Source organism: uncultured Campylobacter sp. (genome assembly GCF_938045465.1).
Taxonomy (GTDB): domain Bacteria; phylum Campylobacterota; class Campylobacteria; order Campylobacterales; family Campylobacteraceae; genus Campylobacter_B.
The window spans coordinates 1-17,268 of record NZ_CALIBF010000031.1 but is presented as its reverse complement, the minus strand read 5'-3'; the positions used below and the strand labels follow the sequence as shown (position 1 = coordinate 17,268).

16 protein-coding genes, 1 tRNA gene and 1 pseudogene are annotated in these 17,268 nt (G+C 49.1%); 6 read left to right on the top strand and 12 right to left on the bottom strand.

Annotated features, from left to right (window positions below; genetic code table 11):
- Window positions 1–128: 128 nt before the first annotated feature.
- From pgsA to Q0413_RS01635, 5 genes and pseudogenes are all read right to left on the bottom strand, one after another.
- Window positions 129–686, bottom strand: coding sequence for a CDP-diacylglycerol--glycerol-3-phosphate 3-phosphatidyltransferase (gene pgsA, locus Q0413_RS01655; RefSeq protein ID WP_298986632.1), 558 nt, complete (start codon window positions 684–686; stop codon window positions 129–131).
- A complete protein-coding gene (locus tag Q0413_RS01650; RefSeq protein WP_298050632.1) occupies window positions 683–1,462 on the bottom strand; it encodes an enoyl-ACP reductase in 780 nt (259 codons plus the stop codon). The genes pgsA and Q0413_RS01650 overlap by 4 nt, the downstream gene beginning before the upstream one ends.
- Window positions 1,463–2,359, bottom strand: coding sequence for a 4-hydroxy-tetrahydrodipicolinate synthase (gene dapA / locus Q0413_RS01645; protein ID WP_297894048.1), 897 nt, complete (start codon window positions 2,357–2,359; stop codon window positions 1,463–1,465).
- On the bottom strand, window positions 2,352–3,605 hold the full coding sequence (locus Q0413_RS01640; protein ID WP_298986629.1) for a pitrilysin family protein: 1,254 nt from the start codon (window positions 3,603–3,605) through the stop codon (window positions 2,352–2,354). Before Q0413_RS01640 ends, dapA begins: the two co-directional genes overlap by 8 nt.
- A 1,043-nt stretch (window positions 3,606–4,648) precedes the next feature.
- Window positions 4,649–5,701 (bottom strand): annotated as a pseudogene (locus tag Q0413_RS01635) (quinone-dependent dihydroorotate dehydrogenase); the annotation flags it as partial.
- Between the two features lie 160 nt (window positions 5,702–5,861).
- Between Q0413_RS01635 and Q0413_RS01630 the strand changes: the two are divergent.
- Entirely contained in the window at window positions 5,862–6,029 is a 168-nt protein-coding gene (locus Q0413_RS01630) for a hypothetical protein (protein WP_298986626.1), read from the top strand.
- 26 nt (window positions 6,030–6,055) lie between these two features.
- On the opposite strand, the gene Q0413_RS01625 is transcribed toward Q0413_RS01630, so the two are convergent.
- From Q0413_RS01625 to Q0413_RS01600, 6 genes are all read right to left on the bottom strand, one after another.
- A complete protein-coding gene (locus tag Q0413_RS01625) occupies window positions 6,056–7,213 on the bottom strand; it encodes a hypothetical protein (RefSeq protein WP_298986623.1) in 1,158 nt (385 codons plus the stop codon).
- Between the two features lie 11 nt (window positions 7,214–7,224).
- Window positions 7,225–7,524, bottom strand: coding sequence for an AtpZ/AtpI family protein (locus Q0413_RS01620; protein ID WP_298986620.1), 300 nt, complete (start codon window positions 7,522–7,524; stop codon window positions 7,225–7,227).
- A gap of 31 nt (window positions 7,525–7,555) precedes the next feature.
- Window positions 7,556–8,827 (bottom strand): glutamate-1-semialdehyde 2,1-aminomutase, encoded by a 1,272-nt coding sequence (hemL, locus tag Q0413_RS01615; protein WP_298986618.1) that lies wholly within the window; start codon window positions 8,825–8,827, stop codon window positions 7,556–7,558.
- Window positions 8,824–9,216 carry a cytochrome C oxidase subunit III gene (locus tag Q0413_RS01610; protein WP_298986616.1) on the bottom strand — a complete coding sequence of 131 codons (393 nt, stop codon included), beginning with the start codon at window positions 9,214–9,216 and terminating at the stop codon, window positions 8,824–8,826. The genes hemL and Q0413_RS01610 overlap by 4 nt, the downstream gene beginning before the upstream one ends.
- Window positions 9,217–9,266: 50 nt before the next feature.
- Window positions 9,267–10,508, bottom strand: coding sequence for an ArsS family sensor histidine kinase (locus tag Q0413_RS01605; RefSeq protein WP_298986613.1), 1,242 nt, complete (start codon window positions 10,506–10,508; stop codon window positions 9,267–9,269).
- A gap of 485 nt (window positions 10,509–10,993) precedes the next feature.
- A complete protein-coding gene (locus Q0413_RS01600) occupies window positions 10,994–11,671 on the bottom strand; it encodes a response regulator transcription factor (RefSeq protein ID WP_297882598.1) in 678 nt (225 codons plus the stop codon).
- A gap of 325 nt (window positions 11,672–11,996) precedes the next feature.
- Here Q0413_RS01600 and Q0413_RS01595 point away from each other — a divergent pair, with 325 nt between their 5' ends.
- The 5 genes from Q0413_RS01595 to Q0413_RS01575 all read left to right on the top strand — a co-directional run bounded on the left by Q0413_RS01595 (window position 11,997) and on the right by Q0413_RS01575 (window position 15,015).
- Entirely contained in the window at window positions 11,997–12,293 is a 297-nt protein-coding gene (locus Q0413_RS01595) for an HU family DNA-binding protein (RefSeq protein ID WP_177389243.1), read from the top strand.
- 69 nt (window positions 12,294–12,362) lie between these two features.
- Window positions 12,363–12,449: transfer RNA gene (locus Q0413_RS01590), tRNA-Leu, on the top strand.
- A 115-nt stretch (window positions 12,450–12,564) separates the two neighbouring features.
- Entirely contained in the window at window positions 12,565–13,998 is a 1,434-nt protein-coding gene (locus tag Q0413_RS01585) for an acetyl-CoA carboxylase subunit A (protein ID WP_298986610.1), read from the top strand.
- Window positions 13,999–14,006: 8 nt separating this feature from the next.
- Window positions 14,007–14,288: a hypothetical protein gene (locus Q0413_RS01580; RefSeq protein WP_298986608.1), complete on the top strand. Its 282-nt coding sequence runs from the start codon at window positions 14,007–14,009 to the stop codon at window positions 14,286–14,288.
- Window positions 14,281–15,015 carry an arginyltransferase gene (locus Q0413_RS01575; protein ID WP_298986606.1) on the top strand — a complete coding sequence of 245 codons (735 nt, stop codon included), beginning with the start codon at window positions 14,281–14,283 and terminating at the stop codon, window positions 15,013–15,015. Before Q0413_RS01580 ends, Q0413_RS01575 begins: the two co-directional genes overlap by 8 nt.
- Before the next feature lie 636 nt (window positions 15,016–15,651).
- Here Q0413_RS01575 and Q0413_RS01570 read toward each other — a convergent pair.
- Entirely contained in the window at window positions 15,652–16,470 is an 819-nt protein-coding gene (locus Q0413_RS01570; RefSeq protein ID WP_298986603.1) for an ATP-binding protein, read from the bottom strand.
- Window positions 16,471–17,268 lie beyond the last annotated feature (798 nt).

The window sequence follows — 17,268 nt, the reverse complement described above, 5'->3', positions numbered from 1 at the left end:
TCCGCGCTACTAATATAGGTGAAATTTCACGCTGAAATTTTATCACCAAAACTCGCTTTAAGCGTGCGTTTTGGCGCTCTACGATACCGATTTTGTCTTCAAATATGAAGCTATATCTAGCCTAAAATTTAGCTTTTTTTCGTAGCCTTAGCATACGCCGCGACGTATTCAAAGCCCGAATATAGTGTCAACACAACCGCGATCCAGAGTAGGGCGTTTGCATAGGGCCACTGCATCGTTAGCCAGCCGATAGCGATCATCTGAAAGACCGTCTTTACCTTGCCCGCCATCGACGCGGCGACCTCTACGCCGTCGCCCGCCATCGCCACGCGAAGACCAGTGATAAAAAACTCGCGGATTAGGATTAAGTAGATCGCCCAAGCACTGGCGCGCCCGATAAACATAAGCCCCAAAAAGCCCGCAAGAGTTAGCATCTTATCGGCGAGTGGATCGATGATGGCGCCTAGTTTGGTCTTCTGGTTCCAGGAGCGCGCGATGTATCCGTCGAAAAAGTCCGTGACGGAGGCGATGACGAAGACTAGTGCGGCGAAATAATCGACCCAGCTTACATGCACCGAGCCCACCATGCCGCCGTTCGCATGACCGGCTAGTAAGATCAGCCAGAAAAACAGCGGCGCCAGCGCAACGCGAAAGCTCGCTAAAATATTGGGTAAATTTAGCATTATTTAAAGGTCGTTCCGCCGTCGACGATGAAGGTGTGCCCTGTCACCCAGCTAGCCTTACTCGAGCATAGAAATAAACATGCTCCCGCCAGATCCTCCGGCTGTCCCATGCGTCCTAGCGGGCTAAGTTCGGCGGTTTTATCGCGCACCTCTTCGTAGTTCGTAAAGGCTCGTAGCGCGTCCGTCTCGATCGGTCCGCCGCTAACGACGTTTACGCGGATGTTTTTTTCGCCGAGCTCGGTCGCGGCGTAGCGTGCCATCGCTTCAACCGCGGCTTTCGCCGTGCCGTGACCCGCGTAGTTTTCGATATAGACTAAATTTCCCGTAGAGCTAAGCGAGATGATAGAACCGCCGCCTACCGCTTCCATGCGTTTTGCGGCTTCTTGTGCGCCCACGACGAAGGCATTTACGGTCGCCGTAAAGATATTATTGATGCCGCGCGGCTTTAGCCTCATAAATTTAGTGTATCCGCCCGCGACCGCGCGACCCGAGATGATGGCGTTTGAGATGAAAAAATCCACTCGCGCAAAATCCTCGTCGATCTTGACAAAGAGCTCCTTGTAGGTCTCTGGCTCTAAGATATTGAGCGCATAAGCGCGCGCCTTGATGCCGTAAGCCTTCTCAAGCTCGGCTGCTTGCGAAGTCGCTAGCTCCTCGTTGGAATTATACGTAAAAGCGATATTTGCCCCCGCAGCTGCGAATTCCAAAACTATCGCCCTGCCTATGCCTCTCGTGCCGCCGCTTATAACTAGCGTTTTTCCTTTAAATTCGTTCGTCAATTAAAATCCTTTGATAGTGTATTGTTTCATTACGTTTTCTATTTTTTTGAGGTTTTCCGCGCTCGGCTCGCAAAGCGGCAAGCGGTACTCCAAGCTCGGCGTTAGGCCCGCGATATACATCGCCGCTTTGATCGGGATCGGATTGCTCTCGCAGAATAAAATTTTATTGATAGCGTAGAGATCGTCGTTGATCTGCTTGGCCTTTAAAAACTCATTTTGCAGCGCAAATTTCGTTAGCCTCGCCGTGTAATCGGGCAGTAAATTTGCAGTGACCGAGATCACGCCCTTGCCGCCGTTGCTTAGTATCGGATAGTTGATCGCATCCTCGCCGCTAAGCACGCTAAGGCGCGGCTCGTGCGCGAGCAGATCGACGCATTTATCGATGCTGCCGCTGGCTTCTTTGACGCCGTAGATATTCTCGCAGTCGTTAAAAAGCTTGATGATCGTATCTGCGGCGATGTCGCAGCCGGTGCGCCCTGGCACGTTGTATAGCAGTACCGGCAGATCTACCGAGCTCGCGATCGCCTTGTAGTGCAGATAGAGTCCCTTTTGGGTGGGTTTGTTGTAGTAGGGCGCTACGGATAAAATTCCGTCCGCGCCGTGAGCTTGCGCAAACTGCGCGAGCCCGATCGCTTCGTGAGTTGCGTTACTGCCCGCGCCCGCTAGCACCTTAACGTCCGTGCCCTTGCACGCATCTACGGCAATCTCGATACAGACTCGGTGCTCGTCGTGCGTCAGCGTCGCGCTCTCGCCCGTGGTGCCTACGGGCACGACCGCGCTTATGCCGTTTGCGATCTGTCTTTTGATGAGCTTAGCGTAGGTCTGCTCGTCTAGTTTGCCCTCTTTAAAAGGCGTGATCAGCGCCGTCATAGAGCCGATTATGACATTTTTATTCATCGTTTTCCTTTCGTAAGATAATGCTCGTGGAATTTTTAAGGCCTAGATAGGTTTTCATCGCTTTTTTAACCGCGTTTTTATCTAGACTTTTGATCTCGCGCTCCAGCCTAAATAGCGCGTCCAGATCGCCGCGGACGATGTAGCTGCCGTACATCTGCGCTACCTTGCTAGCGCTGTCGAGGGAGTAGATAAGATTGCTGCTTAGGGTGTTTTTGATCTTTAGCATATCGTCGTCGCTTATTTTAGCTTTTTTGGCTTTTTCGATCAGCGCCAAAATTTCATCTCTTAGCGCCTCGCCGCTTACGCCCTGGTTGCAAACGGCAAAGACTATAAATAAATTCTCGTCCTTGGCGCTCATATCGTAGATGTTGATCTGATTGGCGAGCTTTTTCTCATCGACCAGTACGCGCTGCAAAAGCGAACTCTTGCCGCCGCTAAGATATATATCCATCGCTTTGATCGCCGCGGCGTCAGGATGGTTAAACGGCGGAATTTTAAAGGCGACCGCAACGATCTGCGCCTCGCTGCTTTTGTAAATAACGCTAAGCTTCTCGCCATCTTGCGCAGGCTCGGTGCAGTGAAGACGAGGGATCTCGCTTTTGTTTTTTACGGGCGCGAAGTATTTTTTTGCCGCATCAAACGCCGCCTTTTCGCCGATGTCGCCGGTGATCAGCAGCACGGCGTTTCGCGGCTGATAAAATTTAGCGTGAAATTCCTTGATATCTTTGATACTCCAGTTTTCGATGTCCTTGCGAAAGCCGATCGGCGTCCAGTGGTACGGGTGGTACAAAAACGCAGCGTTGTAGAGCCTGAAAAATAGGTATCCGAACGGATCGTTATCGGTGCGCCACAGCCGCTCCTCGAGCACGACCTTGCGCTCGGGCTGAAATTCTTTGTCTTTGAGGCTTAAGTTTTGCATTATGTCGGCGTAAAGATCCAAGCAGACCTCTAAATTTGAGCTCGCGCACTTGATGAAGTAGTGCGTGTAATCAAAGCCCGTGCTTGCGTTGTTCACGCCGCCAAAGCCCTTTACGATCGCGTCGAACTCGCCCGCCTTGCGATTTTTCGTGGATTTAAAATTCAGATGCTCCAGCATGTGCGCGATGCCGCTTTTGCCCATCGTCTCGTCGCGCGAGCCGACGTTGTAAAACACGTCCACGCTGATGACGCCGCTGCCTTTATTCATAGGGATGTGATAAATTTGAAGCCCATTTTGCAGCGTGATTTTCTTAAATTTCGGAAACATTAATCTTTTTTCGCCTTTCGTTTTTTGCTTGAGTTTTGCTCCGCGTCTTGAGTGCCGCTTGCTTTTTTAACCTCTTTAAGCTCTTTGGTTTCTTTATCCTCGGCATTTTTAGTTTTTGCGCCGCTTTGCTTTATGTTTTTGCTCTTTAAACTTTTGCTTTCCGCGCTATTTTTTGGCGTGGCTTTAGTTTTAGAATTTTTGCTTTCTATGTCGTTTTTTGACGCGACTTTGGTCGCGGTTTTATTTTTAGATGCGGTTTTTGTTTTGGCGGTTTTGCTTGCTGTGCCGCCTTGTTTTGCGTTTTTGACCTCTAAATTCTCGCTTTTTGCATCGCTTTTCGAGAGATTTTTTGTTTCGGTGCCCTTTTGCTGCGAGGCGTTGTTATCCTGCACGACGTCCTTCTGCGAGGCGTCATCATACTGCGCAGTATCTTTTTGTGCGGCGTCTTTTTGCGCGGCGTCTTTTGAAATTTTACCGCGCCTGGAGCTTACGCCGCTTTTTGAAATTTGACTTTGTTTTTGATCCGCACCGCTTTTGGAAGCTCTTTTTGAAATTTTGTCCTGCTTCTGATCAGCGCTGCCTTGCTTTGTGCTTTTAGCCTCTAAATTCTCGCTTTTTGCGCTGCTTCGTTTTGTATTTTTAACCTCGGAAATTTTGTTCTCCGCGCTACTTTGCTCGGCTGAGCTTTGATCCGTCGCGGTATCTGCGCTTACTAAGGCGTTTAAATTTACCAAAGCGTCGGAATTTTCGTCCGCTTCGGAGCTTGAGTTTGTTTGGGCAGTTGGAATTTCATCTGTTTGAACGGCGGGAATTTCACCCATTTGAGTGCTTAAAATTTTGCTTTCGCCGTCGTTTGAAATTCCATCCGTTTCCTTACTTTCGGGCGCGTTTGAAATTTCGCTCGTTTCCTCGCCTTTGGTCGCACTTGAAATTTCATCCGTTTTGGTATCCGCCTCTTTGTCTTCGCAAGCGCACAAATCCGCGCCGTTGCCGAGGTTTTTGGCCTGATCATTTCTGATGCCGTATCCTTCGCCCGCGTGAGCTTTTAAATTCGCCCCGACCGCCTCGCTTATGTTATTGAAGCCGTCTGCGCGCAAAAGCTCCGCTAGCCCCTCGTTGATCGATTTTGCGACGAACGGGCCTTTGAAGATAAAGGCGGTAAAAATTTGAACCAGGCTCGCGCCCGATTTGATGCGCTCGTAGGCCTCCTGCGCGCTGTCTATGCCGCCGCAGCTGATTAGGACCGTGCGGCCGAAGAGCTCGCGAGCGACCTGTGCGAAAAGCTTTCGCGATTTTTCGGTGATCAGTCTGCCGCTTAGGCCTCCGAAGTCTCTAGTGTTGGGACTTAGCGAATAATCAACGCTGGTGTTGTTTATGATGATGCCGCTTGCGCCGCTTTGTACTGCGCACTCGCATAGCGCGATCGCCTGATCCGCGCTCATATCGGGCGCCAACTTTAAGACGAGCGGCCTGTTCGTGATCTTTTTCATCGCTCCGATCAGCTCGCTTATGAAGCTGTTTTCTTGCAAAGCGCGCAGATTAGGGGTGTTCGGCGAGCTTACGTTGATGATGAAAAAATCGCACAGCCCGTTAAATTTACGACCCAAGGCTTCATAATCGCTCAGCGCATCCTCGTTTGGGGTCGCTTTGTTTTTGCCGATATTTGCGGCGATAGGGATTTTAAAAGGATAAATTTTTCGCACGCGACGCTCGATAACATCGGCGCCTTCGTTGTTAAAGCCCATCGCGTTTTGGATACTCTGCTCGCTAACGAGGCGAAAAAGTCGCGGCTTTTCGTTGCCGCTTTGAGGGCGCGGCGTAAAGGTGCCAAAATCGATGTGCCCGAAGCCAAGAGCAGCCAGCGGCGCGATCATCGTGGCGTTTTTGTCGAAGCCGCCCGCGATACCTACGGGGTTATCGAAGCTGAGATTCCATATATTTTGAGTTAAAATTTCATCTTTATAAACGCCGAATTTTGCCAAAGCCTCAAGCCCGCCCGGAGTCGCATAGAGCGCGCGAAGTCCGAATTCTGCGATCTTATGAGCGGTTTCTGGATCGAATCGAAAAAAGATCTTTTTTAAGGTATCATAATTCATAATTTTTCCTCAAATTTTGCGTAATGGTAGCTAAAATTTAATTAAATATAGATAAGGATTTCGCGCTGAATTGCAATTCGCGGCGGTTAAATTTAATTTTAGAATTACGCGCTTAAATGCTGCGTAAAATTTCTACGGCTCGCCGCAACGATCTGAATTTATGCAAAAGTTCAAATATGCGCAGCGCAAATTTTATAAATTTAGCCCGCCCGGGTACGTGCCGAAACGCGCGGTATCCGTGACGCAGCTCGCGGTGCAGGGGTCGTACGCGATTTTATCCTGCGCCGATCTGCGCTCAATCCCGCTGACGCTAAATTTTAAAATTTAAAGCATCCTACTCGCGCCGTTTGAGCTTTAGCGCGCGTCTTTGCCGCCCAAGGCAGCAATCATCGTACCTAGAGGAATGATCGTAACGCCCAAGATAATCGCTAGCGGGTTTAGCAAGGACAGCTTGGCAAGCAGGTAGATCGCCGCCACGAGCGCCGCGTAGGACAGAATTTTAAACGGAGAGAAAAACGTCCCCACAAAATTGCTCCGCACCTCGCTCCGCTCAAGCTCGCCCTCAAAATCGTTCGCGCCTTCTAAACCATCCTTTGATCCGTCGCGCGCGGCGACAAACCCACCCCCCAAATCGCTCGTACCGTCACCCGGCTCGCTGCTATCTGCATCGCCGCCACGATTACCGCTATCTGTGCCGTCACCTAGGTCGTTGCTCGCTGCGCTTTTAAAGTCATCGCAACGTTCGCCTATGTCGCCTTGCGAACTATCGCTAGCTTCGTCCCTTATATCGCTCTGCAAGTTGCCGCAAGTCGCGCAATCTTTCATATTAAATTTATCGGCGGCGTGTCCCAAAGCGGTCGCGTTGTAAGCGGAGGTTTTGTCGTCGCTCTTCGTAGAATTTACGTCGCACTCGCCAGCAGCGGCTCTGCTGTACTCGGCGTCTAAATTTGAGCTGCGAGTAAAATTTATATCGGCAGCGGAGTTTGCGGCACACTCGGCGGCGGTTTCGTCGTGCAGGGCGTAGTTGTCATTGTTTTCGACGCAGCTATCGCCGCTTGTGAAATTTACGGCGTCTTCGGAATTTTGAGTGTTTAAAATTTCGGCGCCTAAATTTAGATCGCTAAAGCTTTCTCTCTTTAAAATCTCGCCGTCGCAAATTTTGCTATATAAAATTTTATCGCCGCCGCCTATGCTGCCTCGGTTTTCGCCGCCAAAGCTTGCGGAATTCGTATCGTTTGCGGAAGTTTCGCCGCTTATAAAACCGGCGGAATTCTTAGGGCTTTGCCGTAAAATTTCATCGTATTTGCCGGCTCTGAGTTCATCTTCTATTTTGTTGCGGTAAGCGCGAAACGAAAAATATACCGCGCCGAATGCGCCCAAAAATCCCGCTTCCAGGCTAAGAAGCCACGCAAGCGCCCGCACGCCGAAAGAGCTCGTGCCGAAAAATCCTGCGCCGCAAAGCGCTAGCCCAAGCAGGGCAAACGCCGCGTTTAGCGCGCAGTATATGAGCAAAAACCGCCTATTCAATCCCGCTCATCCCATTCATCGTCGTCGTCAAAATTTTTCGGATCCGCCTTGTATTTCGGATCGTCCTCGAGCTCTTTTAGGCTCGAATTTAGCGCCTTGCACGCGCGGTAAACGTTCAAAAACGCCGCTGCGATGCCGATAGCGATGCCAAGCCAGAGCAGAAGCAGCGAGCCCGTGAGGCGCCGTAGTCCAAGCCCGATCGCTACGCCAATGCCGATCGCTACGACGATTGAGATGCCTAGGCTGATGTCGCAGGCGCCCTTTACGATTTTGTTTAAATTTTTCGTTACTCTCATCTAAAATCCGTAAAATTTTAAAATGCAGCCCTTAAAGCGCCGCCATCGCTTCATCCGCGGCGTTTAGCGCAAAGTCGATCTGCGTTTCGTTCATCGTGGCGCAGATAAAGCCCGTCTCAAACTGACTAGGCGCCAAAAATACGCCGCGCTTAATCATCTCGCCGTGAAATTTCGCAAAGCGCGCGGTGTCTGCTTGCAGGGCGCCATCATAGTCGCGCACCTCTTCGTCTGCAAAAAAGTAGCCGAACATCGAGCCTACGCAGGCGGTTTGCAGCGCGATGCCGCGGTGCTGTGCTATGGCGCAAAGCCCGTCCGTAAGTCTGCGGGCAAGCTCGCCGAGCCTTTCGTAAAGGCCGCTGCTAGCGTAAATTTTACTTAGGCTGGCGATGCCCGCAGCCATTGCGACGGGGTTTCCGCTTAGCGTGCCCGCTTGATACACCGCTCCTAGCGGGCTTATCATATCCATGATTTCGCGCTTGCCCGCAAACGCCGCCACGCTCATACCGCCGCCGATGACCTTGCCGAAGGTTACCAGATCGCCGCGGACGCCGTAGATGCCGTAGCTGCCTAGCTCGCTAGCACGAAAGCCGCTCATTACCTCGTCGATTATCAGCACGATCTTTTTCTCATCGCACAGCGCGCGAAGCTCGGTTAAAAATTCTAGATCAGCTGGCACCAAGCCCATATTCCCCGCGATAGGCTCGATGATGATCGTGCCGATGTCGTTTTGCGCTAGGACGTCCTTTACGCTTTGTATGTCGTTGTATCTGGCTAGGTAGGTATTTTTTGCGATATCTTGTGGCACGCCCGCACTGCTTGCGTTACCGAAAGTGCTCGCGCCGCTGCCCGCTTTGACGAGCAGGCTGTCGCTGTGACCGTGGTAGCAGCCCTCAAATTTTAAAATTTTATCTCGTCCGCTAAAGGCGCGCGCAAGACGGATCGCGCTCATCGTGGCTTCCGTGCCGCTGCTGGTAAAGCGGATCTTATCTAGGAAATCGAAATTTTTTAGCACGAGCGAGGCAAGCTGCGTCTCAAGCGGGCTGGATGCGCCGAAGCTTAGCCCCTTTTTAGCGGTCTGCACGACGGCGCGCTCAATGTCCGCATCTGCGTGGCCGAAGATTAGCGGACCCCAGCTCTGCACGAAGTCGAGATATTTTTTGCCCTCGACGTCGTAGATGTACGAGCCCTCGCCGCGATCCACCATAAAAGGCTCGCCGCCTACGTTGCCGAATGCTCGCACCGGCGAATCGACGCCGCCCGGGATAAGTTTTTGCGCTGCTAGAAATTCGTCGTGATTATTCATTTTTTCTCCTTCTTTTTGGGTTGATTTATCGACTTTATATATTTATAGATGATGATGATCTCGTTTTGTGTCAGGAAGTAGCTAGGCATCACGTCGCGCGAGCTGCTGATCCCGTCGGCGAGCTCCTGAAGCGAGAGATTGTTGATCGGCGGCGCATTTAGGGCGCGCTCGTAGTAGGCGCCCGCGGTGCGGTTAAATTCTTTATATGTCGCGATCAGCGAGCCTTCGCCCTTTTCGCCGTGGCACTTGTCGCAGCCGATGCCGCGGGGGTTTTTATACAGCATCGCGCCGTACTCCTCGTCGGTGATAAAGCTCTCGGCTTGCGCGCCGCGAGGTAGAAAAAATATGGTCGCGGTTAAAAATAGCGCTAAAAATATAAAATTTCGCATCTTCTCGTTTCGAATTTTTGGCGCAATAATATAAAAAATGTGCTTAAATTTCATAACGTAGCTATCTTTTCGATCCCCTCGAAATAAAAGACGTTTAGCTCATCCTGCCTGCGGTAGAGGAATTTTAGCCCGTGCGCCTTGGCGATGTTATCGACGATGTAGAGCCCCAGGCCGAAGCTTTGCTTGGCGTTCGTGCCCTTGACGAAGGCCTCTTTGTAGTAGCTAAAATCCTTCTGTAGCGGTTCGCCTAGCGTTACGAAGTCCATCGTTTCGGCGTTTAGGCGGATTAAAATTTTACCGTCTGAGGCGTATTTGACGGCGTTGTCGATTAAATTTTTTACCGCGACGCAAAAGAGCTTCAGATCGACGTTTAAGCTTAGCTCTAGCGGATTTTGCAGCATCACGCAGCCGGGCTCGATCATCGCGATGCCGAGCGCTTCTTTTAAAATTTCATCCATTGAAAAAATTCCGCGTTCGATTAGTGCCGTACCCGCGGTCGCGCGCTCGACCGCCGCAAATTCGTTGATTAGGCTTTCCAGCCGCTCAAAGACCGAGATGAGACGCTCTTGATTTTTACCGCGCTCGATCATCTCGACGGCAATGCGACCCTTTGTGATGGGGGTTTTGAGCTCGTGCATTATGTTTCGCAAAAACAGATGGCGCGATTCATTAAGCTTGTTTATCTGCGTGACCGCTTCGTAAAATGCATGCGAAACCTCGGAAATTTCGTCGTTTCCTACGCTTACGTCCTTGATTTGAAGATCGCCTTTAGCAAATTTATCGATCTGGCGCTTGAGCTTGCGAAGGGGGCGAATTTTGCGGATTATAAAGATATACGCAAGCAGAATGATCACCAAAATGACGCCGTAGATCGCTTTGAAAATATCGTAGCGATAGGGCTGATAATCCTTATCGTTTAAAAGCCGCGTCTCGCCCGCGTGAGTGATTTTTAGATAGTGTTTACGTTTAAAAAGCAAGATGTCTGCAGAGCCGATGTCTGCGGAGATGCTATCTAAAATTTCGGCTCCTGCAATGATCTCATCGCGCTTGGCTTCATCGCGGATCGTCGAAAACTCGAAATTTGCGACCTGGCGGTCGTATTCGGCTTCGCTAATGAGCTTGCTCATCTCATAGAGGTTCGCGCGCGCGACGATGGAGTACTTGGAGTTTAGCTCGCGGGTGTAATTTTGCTGATCGTAGCCGATGAGCCAGAGCAGGGCGAGCGAAACGCCCACGGCAGCAAGCGCGAAGATGAACGTGATGGTGTAAAAAATCGACGATCTTACTTTCATTAAATTTATATGATCCTTAAATTTTTAAAATTTTAAAGCTTTAAAGCCGCGGGCTTGCTTTTGGCGTGCGGAGCTGCTTGCGGCTTGCTCAGCTTTAAATTTACGGCGCGTCTTAAAGGCACGGCGCGTAAATTTTAAAATTTCACCGCAAAGCGGAGCGCTTTTAATTTAACATCCGCGCTGCTTTAAATTTTAAAATTTTTCCCGCTGCCCTGGGCTCTGTTTTTTATAACTCGTCTTGCGCGTAGAGCCGAATTGCTTGTCGAATTCGACGATAAAATTTCGCGCGCATCTAACCACGCGTCAAATTTATAACTACAAAATTTTATCGTAAAATTTTAACGCTTCAGTTGCGGCGTCTTAAATTTAAACGGAAAAATCGCGCAGGCCGACTTGCGATTTCAGTTTCGCCGCACTGGCATCTATTAAATTTAGAGCCGCGAGCGGCTAAATTCTATCGTGCCGCCCGCCAGGCGCAAGTGCGCTCATTGTATCAGCTTATAACCCACGCCACGAATAGCGTGGATGTAGCTGGGTGCCTTGGATGTTTCGCCGAGTTTTAGGCGGATACGGCCGATGATGACGTCGATGCTTTTGCTCGATGATTCCTCGCTTATGGAGCTGCAGTTGTAGATGAGCTCCTCGCGGGTGATCGCGCCGCCTTCCTTTTTGATGAGATACGAAAGCACGTCGTATTCGGCGATGGTGAGCGACAAGGGCTGTCCTTTGAAGCTGATGACGTGGCGGAAATCATCCACTTCGAGGTCTTTTTTTGGCTTTGCGGCGCGCTGGAGCGAGTTTATGTCGTAGCGCTCGATGTGGCGCTTGATGCGCGCTAAAAGCTCTTGCGGATTATAGGGCTTTGGCAGATAATCGTCCGCGCCGAAATCAAAAGCGTTGATCTTATCGGTCAGATCGTGGCGGGCGCTTGAGATTATGATCGGTATATCGGTGTTTTTGCGGATCTCTTTGCAGACCTCAAGCCCGTCCATCCCAGGAAGCGTGAGGTCTAAAATCACGAGGTTGAAATTTTCTAAATTTAGCTTGGAAAGCCCCAAAAACGGATCGTCCGCGACGGTGATATCAATATCGTATTGTTGCAGATATTCGCTTAAAATTTCGGCGAGTTCTAAATCGTCCTCTATCATTAAAATTTTAGTCATAAAAAACCTTTGAAATTTTGCGCGGATTATAACAAAATATAGTTTATATATTTTAAAGCGGCAAATTTGGGCGAAATTTTATAAAAATGAAGCTCGGAGAGGAGAAATTTTAAAATTTTTAAAAACCGGGCGAAATTTCAAAAATCAGCCCCAAAAATATGGCGAAATTTTGAAATTTAAAGAAGCGAAATCTGAAAAATTGACGAATTTGGGCTAAATTCGGCTAAATTTTGCCGATTTTTGCGTTTTTTCTTAAAAAACTATTGTATTTTTTGCGAAACTATTGTAGAATACCGCCCAAACCACTTTATTTTAAAGGATTAGCATGAAAAAAGCTGATTTTATCCAAGTAGTTGCCGAGAAGGCAGGTCTTTCCAAAAAAGATACCGTTAAGGTAGTTGATTCTGCACTTGAGGCTATCAAAGAGCTTTTGGTAAAAGGTGATGACATAAGCTTCATCGGCTTCGGATCTTTCGGTATCGCAGAGCGTGCAGCTCGCGAGGGTAAAGTTCCTGGCACAAACAGAACTTACAAATCTCCTGCTACTAAAGTAGTAAAATTTAAAGTCGGCAAACAGCTAAAAGAGGCTGTTGCAGCTGCAAAAGGCAAGAAGAAAAAATAATTTTCTTGCTCCAAGCCCCGTGTTCGGGGCTTTTCTCTTTTAAATTTATACAATCATAACTTTTTAAATGCCCGAGTGGTGAAATTGGTAGACGCACCAGACTCAAAATCTGGCGAGGGCGACCTCGTGTCGGTTCGATTCCGACCTCGGGCACCATAAATCTTCTTTAAATTTTATCCGGAATTTCAACCGCCTTTTATGAATTTCAACTTGCTATAAAATTTTTTATACTATTATTACCTCGGTATTTCTTTAAAAGAGGCAATTATTTATGATACGTAAAATTCTTATCGCTAATCGCGGCGAGATCGCGGTTCGCATCATTAGAGCCTGCAGAGATCTGCATATTAAAAGCGTCGCGATCTACACCAAACCCGACGTTGATTGCTTGCACGTAAAAATCGCCGATGAGGCCTACGAAGTAAGCGCGGACGCGCTAAAAGGCTATCTGGACGCCAAAAAGATTGTCGAGGTTGCCAAAGAGTGTGGCGCTGATGCGATACATCCTGGATACGGCTTTTTGAGCGAGAATTTTGACTTTGCAAGAGAGGTCGAGGACGCGGGTATTATTTTCATCGGTCCAAAGCCTGACGTTATCCGCAAAATGGGCAACAAAAACATCGCTCGCTATTTGATGCGCAAAAACGGTATCCCGATCGTGCCCGGCACCGAAAAGCTAAATCACGAGAGCATGGATACGATCAAAAAATATGCGCGCGAGATCGGCTATCCCGTGATTTTAAAGGCTAGCGGCGGCGGCGGCGGACGCGGTATCCGCGAAGTGTGGGACGAGAAGGATATGGAGAGCGCCTATGACTCGTGCACGAGGGAGGCGAAGACCTTTTTTAACAACGATGAAATTTTTATGGAAAAACTCGTCGTCAAGCCGCGCCACATCGAGTTTCAGATCATCGGCGATAATTACGGCAACATCATCCATCTTTGCGAGCGCGATTGTTCGATCCAGCGCCGCCATCAAAAAATTATCGAGATCGCGCCGTGCCCCTCGATAAGCGAGCATCTGCGAAAGACGATGGGTACGACCGCGGTAGCTGCAGCAAAGGCGGTGAATTATACCAACGTCGGCACGGTGGAATTTTTGCTCGATGACTACAATAACTTCTATTTTATGGAGATGAATACCCGTATCCAGGTCGAGCACGGCATCACCGAGGAGGTTACGGGCGTCGATCTTGTCGTGCGCCAGATCCGCATCGCAAACGGCGAAATTTTAGAGCTCGAGCAAAGCGACATCAAGCCGCACGGCTACGCGATCGAGGCGCGTATTACCTCCGAAAACGTCTGGAAAAATTTCACCCCGGTTCCCGGTACCGTCAGCGATTATTATCCCGCACTAGGTCCCTCCGTGCGCGTCGATAGCCACATCTACAAAGGTTATAAAATTCCGCCGTTTTACGACTCGCTTCTAGCCAAGCTCATCATCAAAACCACCGACTACGACCTGGCTGTTAATAAACTAGAGCGCGCGCTGAAGGAGTTTCGTATCGAGGGGGTGCGCACGATCATTCCGTTTTTGCTTAGCATCAGCAAATCGCGCGAATTCCGGCTTGGCTTTTTCGATACGAGCTACGTAGAGAAAAATTTAGACAAAATTTTAGAAAACACCATCGACGATATGCAGCCGAATAAAAACGAAGCGATCGCCGCCATCGTCGCTGCGATGCGCAAATCGGCACGGATTTAGGAAAGAGTATGGATTTTTTAGAGAGCCTGAAAGATATAAAAAAGGATATGCTTAAGGACAAGGCGGCAAGCTCTGCGCCCAAAAAGCCCAAAAAACCTAATCCAAATCGCGACGAGTTTAAAGATATTTTCAGAGATGATGATTCAAGCTTTCAAAGCGAAAGCGGTCTAGACGACGACGCGAAGGAATTCGACGCAGCCAAAGAGAGCATCGCCGCACGCGAAAAGCGCCTCAAAGACGAGTTTTTAAAATATGTAGACGCGGCGAATATCAAAAAGCTGAATGATTGAAATTCCATTTTGTACGCTGGATTTTGCCTGCCCCTATCTAGGCGGCAGAGCCGCACGCAGCGAGTATCTCTACATAAAAGACTGCGACTTCGAGTATAATTCAAACTTAGTGCAGCACGGCTACCGCCGCTTCGGCAGGTATTTTCAAAAGCCCATTTGCGCAGCCTGCGCGGAGTGTAAAAGTCTACGCGTCGATGCCGCAAATTTTAAATTTAGCAGATCGCACCGCCGCGTCTATAAAAATAATCGCACGACCGCCTATGTGTGGCAGCCTCGCCCGCTTTTAAACGATGCACGTTTGGAGCTTTTCGCGCTTTATCACGACTACATGCATCTAAAAAAGGGCTGGCCTTTGCAAGAGATCGATTTTGAGCGATATGATGAAATTTACGTCCAAGGCCACGGCGACTTCGGTAAAGAAATTTCTTACTACGGCGAGGACGGGCGGCTTATCTGCGTCGATCTCATCGATATCGTGGATGACGGCATTAGCTCGGTGTATTGCTACTACGATCCGTATCTGCCACATCTAAGTCTGGGTAAATTTTCGCTTTTAAAACAGATCGAGTTTGCCCAAGATCTGGGGCTGCGCTGGATCTATCTGGGCTACGCGGTGAAGCAGTGCCCGAGCCTAGCGTATAAATTTAGCTACGAGCCGTATGAAATTTTAAACTCATACGTAGAGCTTGACGCTCCCGCCGTGTGGGAGGGGCGCGTACAAAGGTAGGTTCTGCGCGCGGGCGCCAGGAGCGGCCTAGACATAGGCGCCGCGTAGAGTAGTAAGCTTCACGCGTCCGTACAGCGACAGCACGCAAGAGCCGAGATTGTGCCGCCGCGTAGAATTCGGTCGCGCGCAGATACGACGCGGTATGTTAAAGTGCCTCTCATCGTTAAAATTTACACTCGAAATTTCGAGTTCTATGAGTTTTCAAGGCTTTTGGGTCGCGGCAGGCGTTAAAATTTGCGCTCGAAATTTTGTACCGCTCGGTCTGCAAAAATATCCGCGGCGAGTGAATTTATAGCGATGGAATTTAAAAGGAGAGCAGATAGATTTTCAAATTTTACGGCAGGCTCGACATTTGTGTGTTGCAAGACGCCGCGCGCGGCTTTTGAGTGTGCTTGGCTCTTGAGTACGCGCGAAAAAGGCGATCGGTTTCGTAATATAACTCTTACGCTGCCGCAATTAGTCTTGGCGCTGCGATCGGCTTCGGCATTGACCTAGTTTCTATATCGCGATTGGCTCTGGTCCGTAACCGATACTGCCGCGCAAGCAGCGAAGCGCAAAAAGATGGCTTATAAAGCACGATACAGCATATATTTTGTAAAATTTAAGCAAACTGCGAAGCCGCAATAAGACGGCCGGTTACGGCAAATTTATCAGCTCCACCTTGTTTTCCAGCGTTTTTGGGATCAATAAAACCTTGCCGTCGCTTGAGATGTCCGCAGGTCTTTGCATCGCGCCGAGGTTTATTTTGCGTATCTGTCCGTTTGCATCGATACGCCAAATTTTACCGCTTAAAAGGTCCTCTCCCCAGTCGCTGATTAAAATTTCGCCGTCTTTTCCGCGCGCTATGCCGTAGAAAACCCCCTTCATATCGGCAAAGATCGAAATTTTGCGAGATTTCAGATCCATGCTTAGCACGCGCCCCGGGACCTTTCCACTAAGATCGAATGTAGTGATCAGAAGCTTATCGCCTTTAGCCAAAAGTCCGTTTGGGCTGCCTAGCAATAGATCGATGCGCGCAAACTCATCCGTGGTGCGCGAGAGCAGGTCGATGCGCCAGATCGTCCCACGCACGGGATCGCTTGCGAGCAAAACTTCGCTGCCGAGCGCTACGACGTCGTTTAAGGCCTGCGCTCCCTCGATTTTTAGATTGAAAATCTCCTGGCCTTTGCTAAAGCCCCTGATCGCGTCCAGATCGCACACGTAAAGCACGCCCGCGATCTGCGCCATTCCGCCCGGATTTACCAGATCGTCTATAAAATTTGTCTCAACGACACCCGAGTTTTTTACTATGCGGCTGATGAAGCCGTCGCGCTCTTGTGGATCTTCACTACTGCCGCGATTTGCGATATAAAAAGCGTCATCGGTAATGAGCGAACCACTAGGTGCGCTAAATCCGTCGATCTCTAGGCCAAAAAGCGCACCCGCCAAGGCGCACGAAAGTAGAACTTTTTTCATAATCTCTCCTTGATCTCGCCAAAATTTTAAGAATTTTAAAATTTTAAGAGAAGCGACGAGTGCCGGGTTAAAATTTTAAAATTCGCAGCGAGCTTTAAGATGAGCGAAATTTAAACCCGCAGAGCAAATAAAAGTGTAATTTTAATTAAACAAGGCGGCTTGATCTGCAAAATTCTAACGGGTCGGACAGCCTTGCTTCGCGCGTCGCTTTTGATTTGATGCGTCGAAGCCGAAGCGAGTAGGTTTTGTGTGCGCTTTGGTTTACGCCGCCGCTCGCTGAATTACGCCGTGAAATTAGACGGCATTGCGCGGAATTTCAAGCACCGTTGCATATGTAATTCATTTGTGGCTGTGTTCGTTTTGAAATTTAATTCTACGAATGGATATTTTTTGCAAATTGTGGGCGTGATTTTGGTGCGCAGACGGCGGCGCCGTGTTTATAAAACGGCTCGCGCTTTAGAATTCGGCCGAATTTAAACAAAGCGCGATTAAAATGCGATTTAAATTTTATGTACCACGGGTGTAAATTGCGGTTGCGAAAAGAGAACCTGCCGCAAAAATTATTTAAAATTTGCAGCGTAAAACGCCCTTTGAAATTTAAAAATTTTAAAACGAGTCTATATGCTCTTTAAAAATTTAATACGTGAAATTCAAGTGCACGGCTAGTCGCAGCCGTTTGCTTTAATTTTAAATCGCAGAACTTAAATTATAGAATTTATAACGCCCGGACCGAAGAGGGAGCTGAAAATATAAAGCGTCCTTGCCGGCTTAGATACTAAAATCCTCGCCGAGATAGAA

What these genes read in the sequence shown, in the direction of transcription:
- dapA (WP_297894048.1), bottom strand. Translation starts at nt 2,359, where the DNA reads ATGAATAAAAATGTCATAATCGGCTCTATGACGGCGCTGATCACGCCT.
- Q0413_RS01640 (WP_298986629.1), bottom strand. Translation starts at nt 3,605, where the DNA reads ATGTTTCCGAAATTTAAGAAAATCACGCTGCAAAATGGGCTTCAAATT.
- Q0413_RS01630 (WP_298986626.1), top strand. Translation starts at nt 5,862, where the DNA reads ATGCAAAAGTTCAAATATGCGCAGCGCAAATTTTATAAATTTAGCCCG.
- Q0413_RS01620 (WP_298986620.1), bottom strand. Translation starts at nt 7,524, where the DNA reads ATGAGAGTAACGAAAAATTTAAACAAAATCGTAAAGGGCGCCTGCGAC.
- hemL (WP_298986618.1), bottom strand. Translation starts at nt 8,827, where the DNA reads ATGAATAATCACGACGAATTTCTAGCAGCGCAAAAACTTATCCCGGGC.
- Q0413_RS01610 (WP_298986616.1), bottom strand. Translation starts at nt 9,216, where the DNA reads ATGCGAAATTTTATATTTTTAGCGCTATTTTTAACCGCGACCATATTT.
- Q0413_RS01605 (WP_298986613.1), bottom strand. Translation starts at nt 10,508, where the DNA reads ATGAAAGTAAGATCGTCGATTTTTTACACCATCACGTTCATCTTCGCG.
- Q0413_RS01600 (WP_297882598.1), bottom strand. Translation starts at nt 11,671, where the DNA reads ATGACTAAAATTTTAATGATAGAGGACGATTTAGAACTCGCCGAAATT.
- Q0413_RS01595 (WP_177389243.1), top strand. Translation starts at nt 11,997, where the DNA reads ATGAAAAAAGCTGATTTTATCCAAGTAGTTGCCGAGAAGGCAGGTCTT.
- Q0413_RS01585 (WP_298986610.1), top strand. Translation starts at nt 12,565, where the DNA reads ATGATACGTAAAATTCTTATCGCTAATCGCGGCGAGATCGCGGTTCGC.
- Q0413_RS01580 (WP_298986608.1), top strand. Translation starts at nt 14,007, where the DNA reads ATGGATTTTTTAGAGAGCCTGAAAGATATAAAAAAGGATATGCTTAAG.
- Q0413_RS01575 (WP_298986606.1), top strand. Translation starts at nt 14,281, where the DNA reads ATGATTGAAATTCCATTTTGTACGCTGGATTTTGCCTGCCCCTATCTA.
- Q0413_RS01570 (WP_298986603.1), bottom strand. Translation starts at nt 16,470, where the DNA reads ATGAAAAAAGTTCTACTTTCGTGCGCCTTGGCGGGTGCGCTTTTTGGC.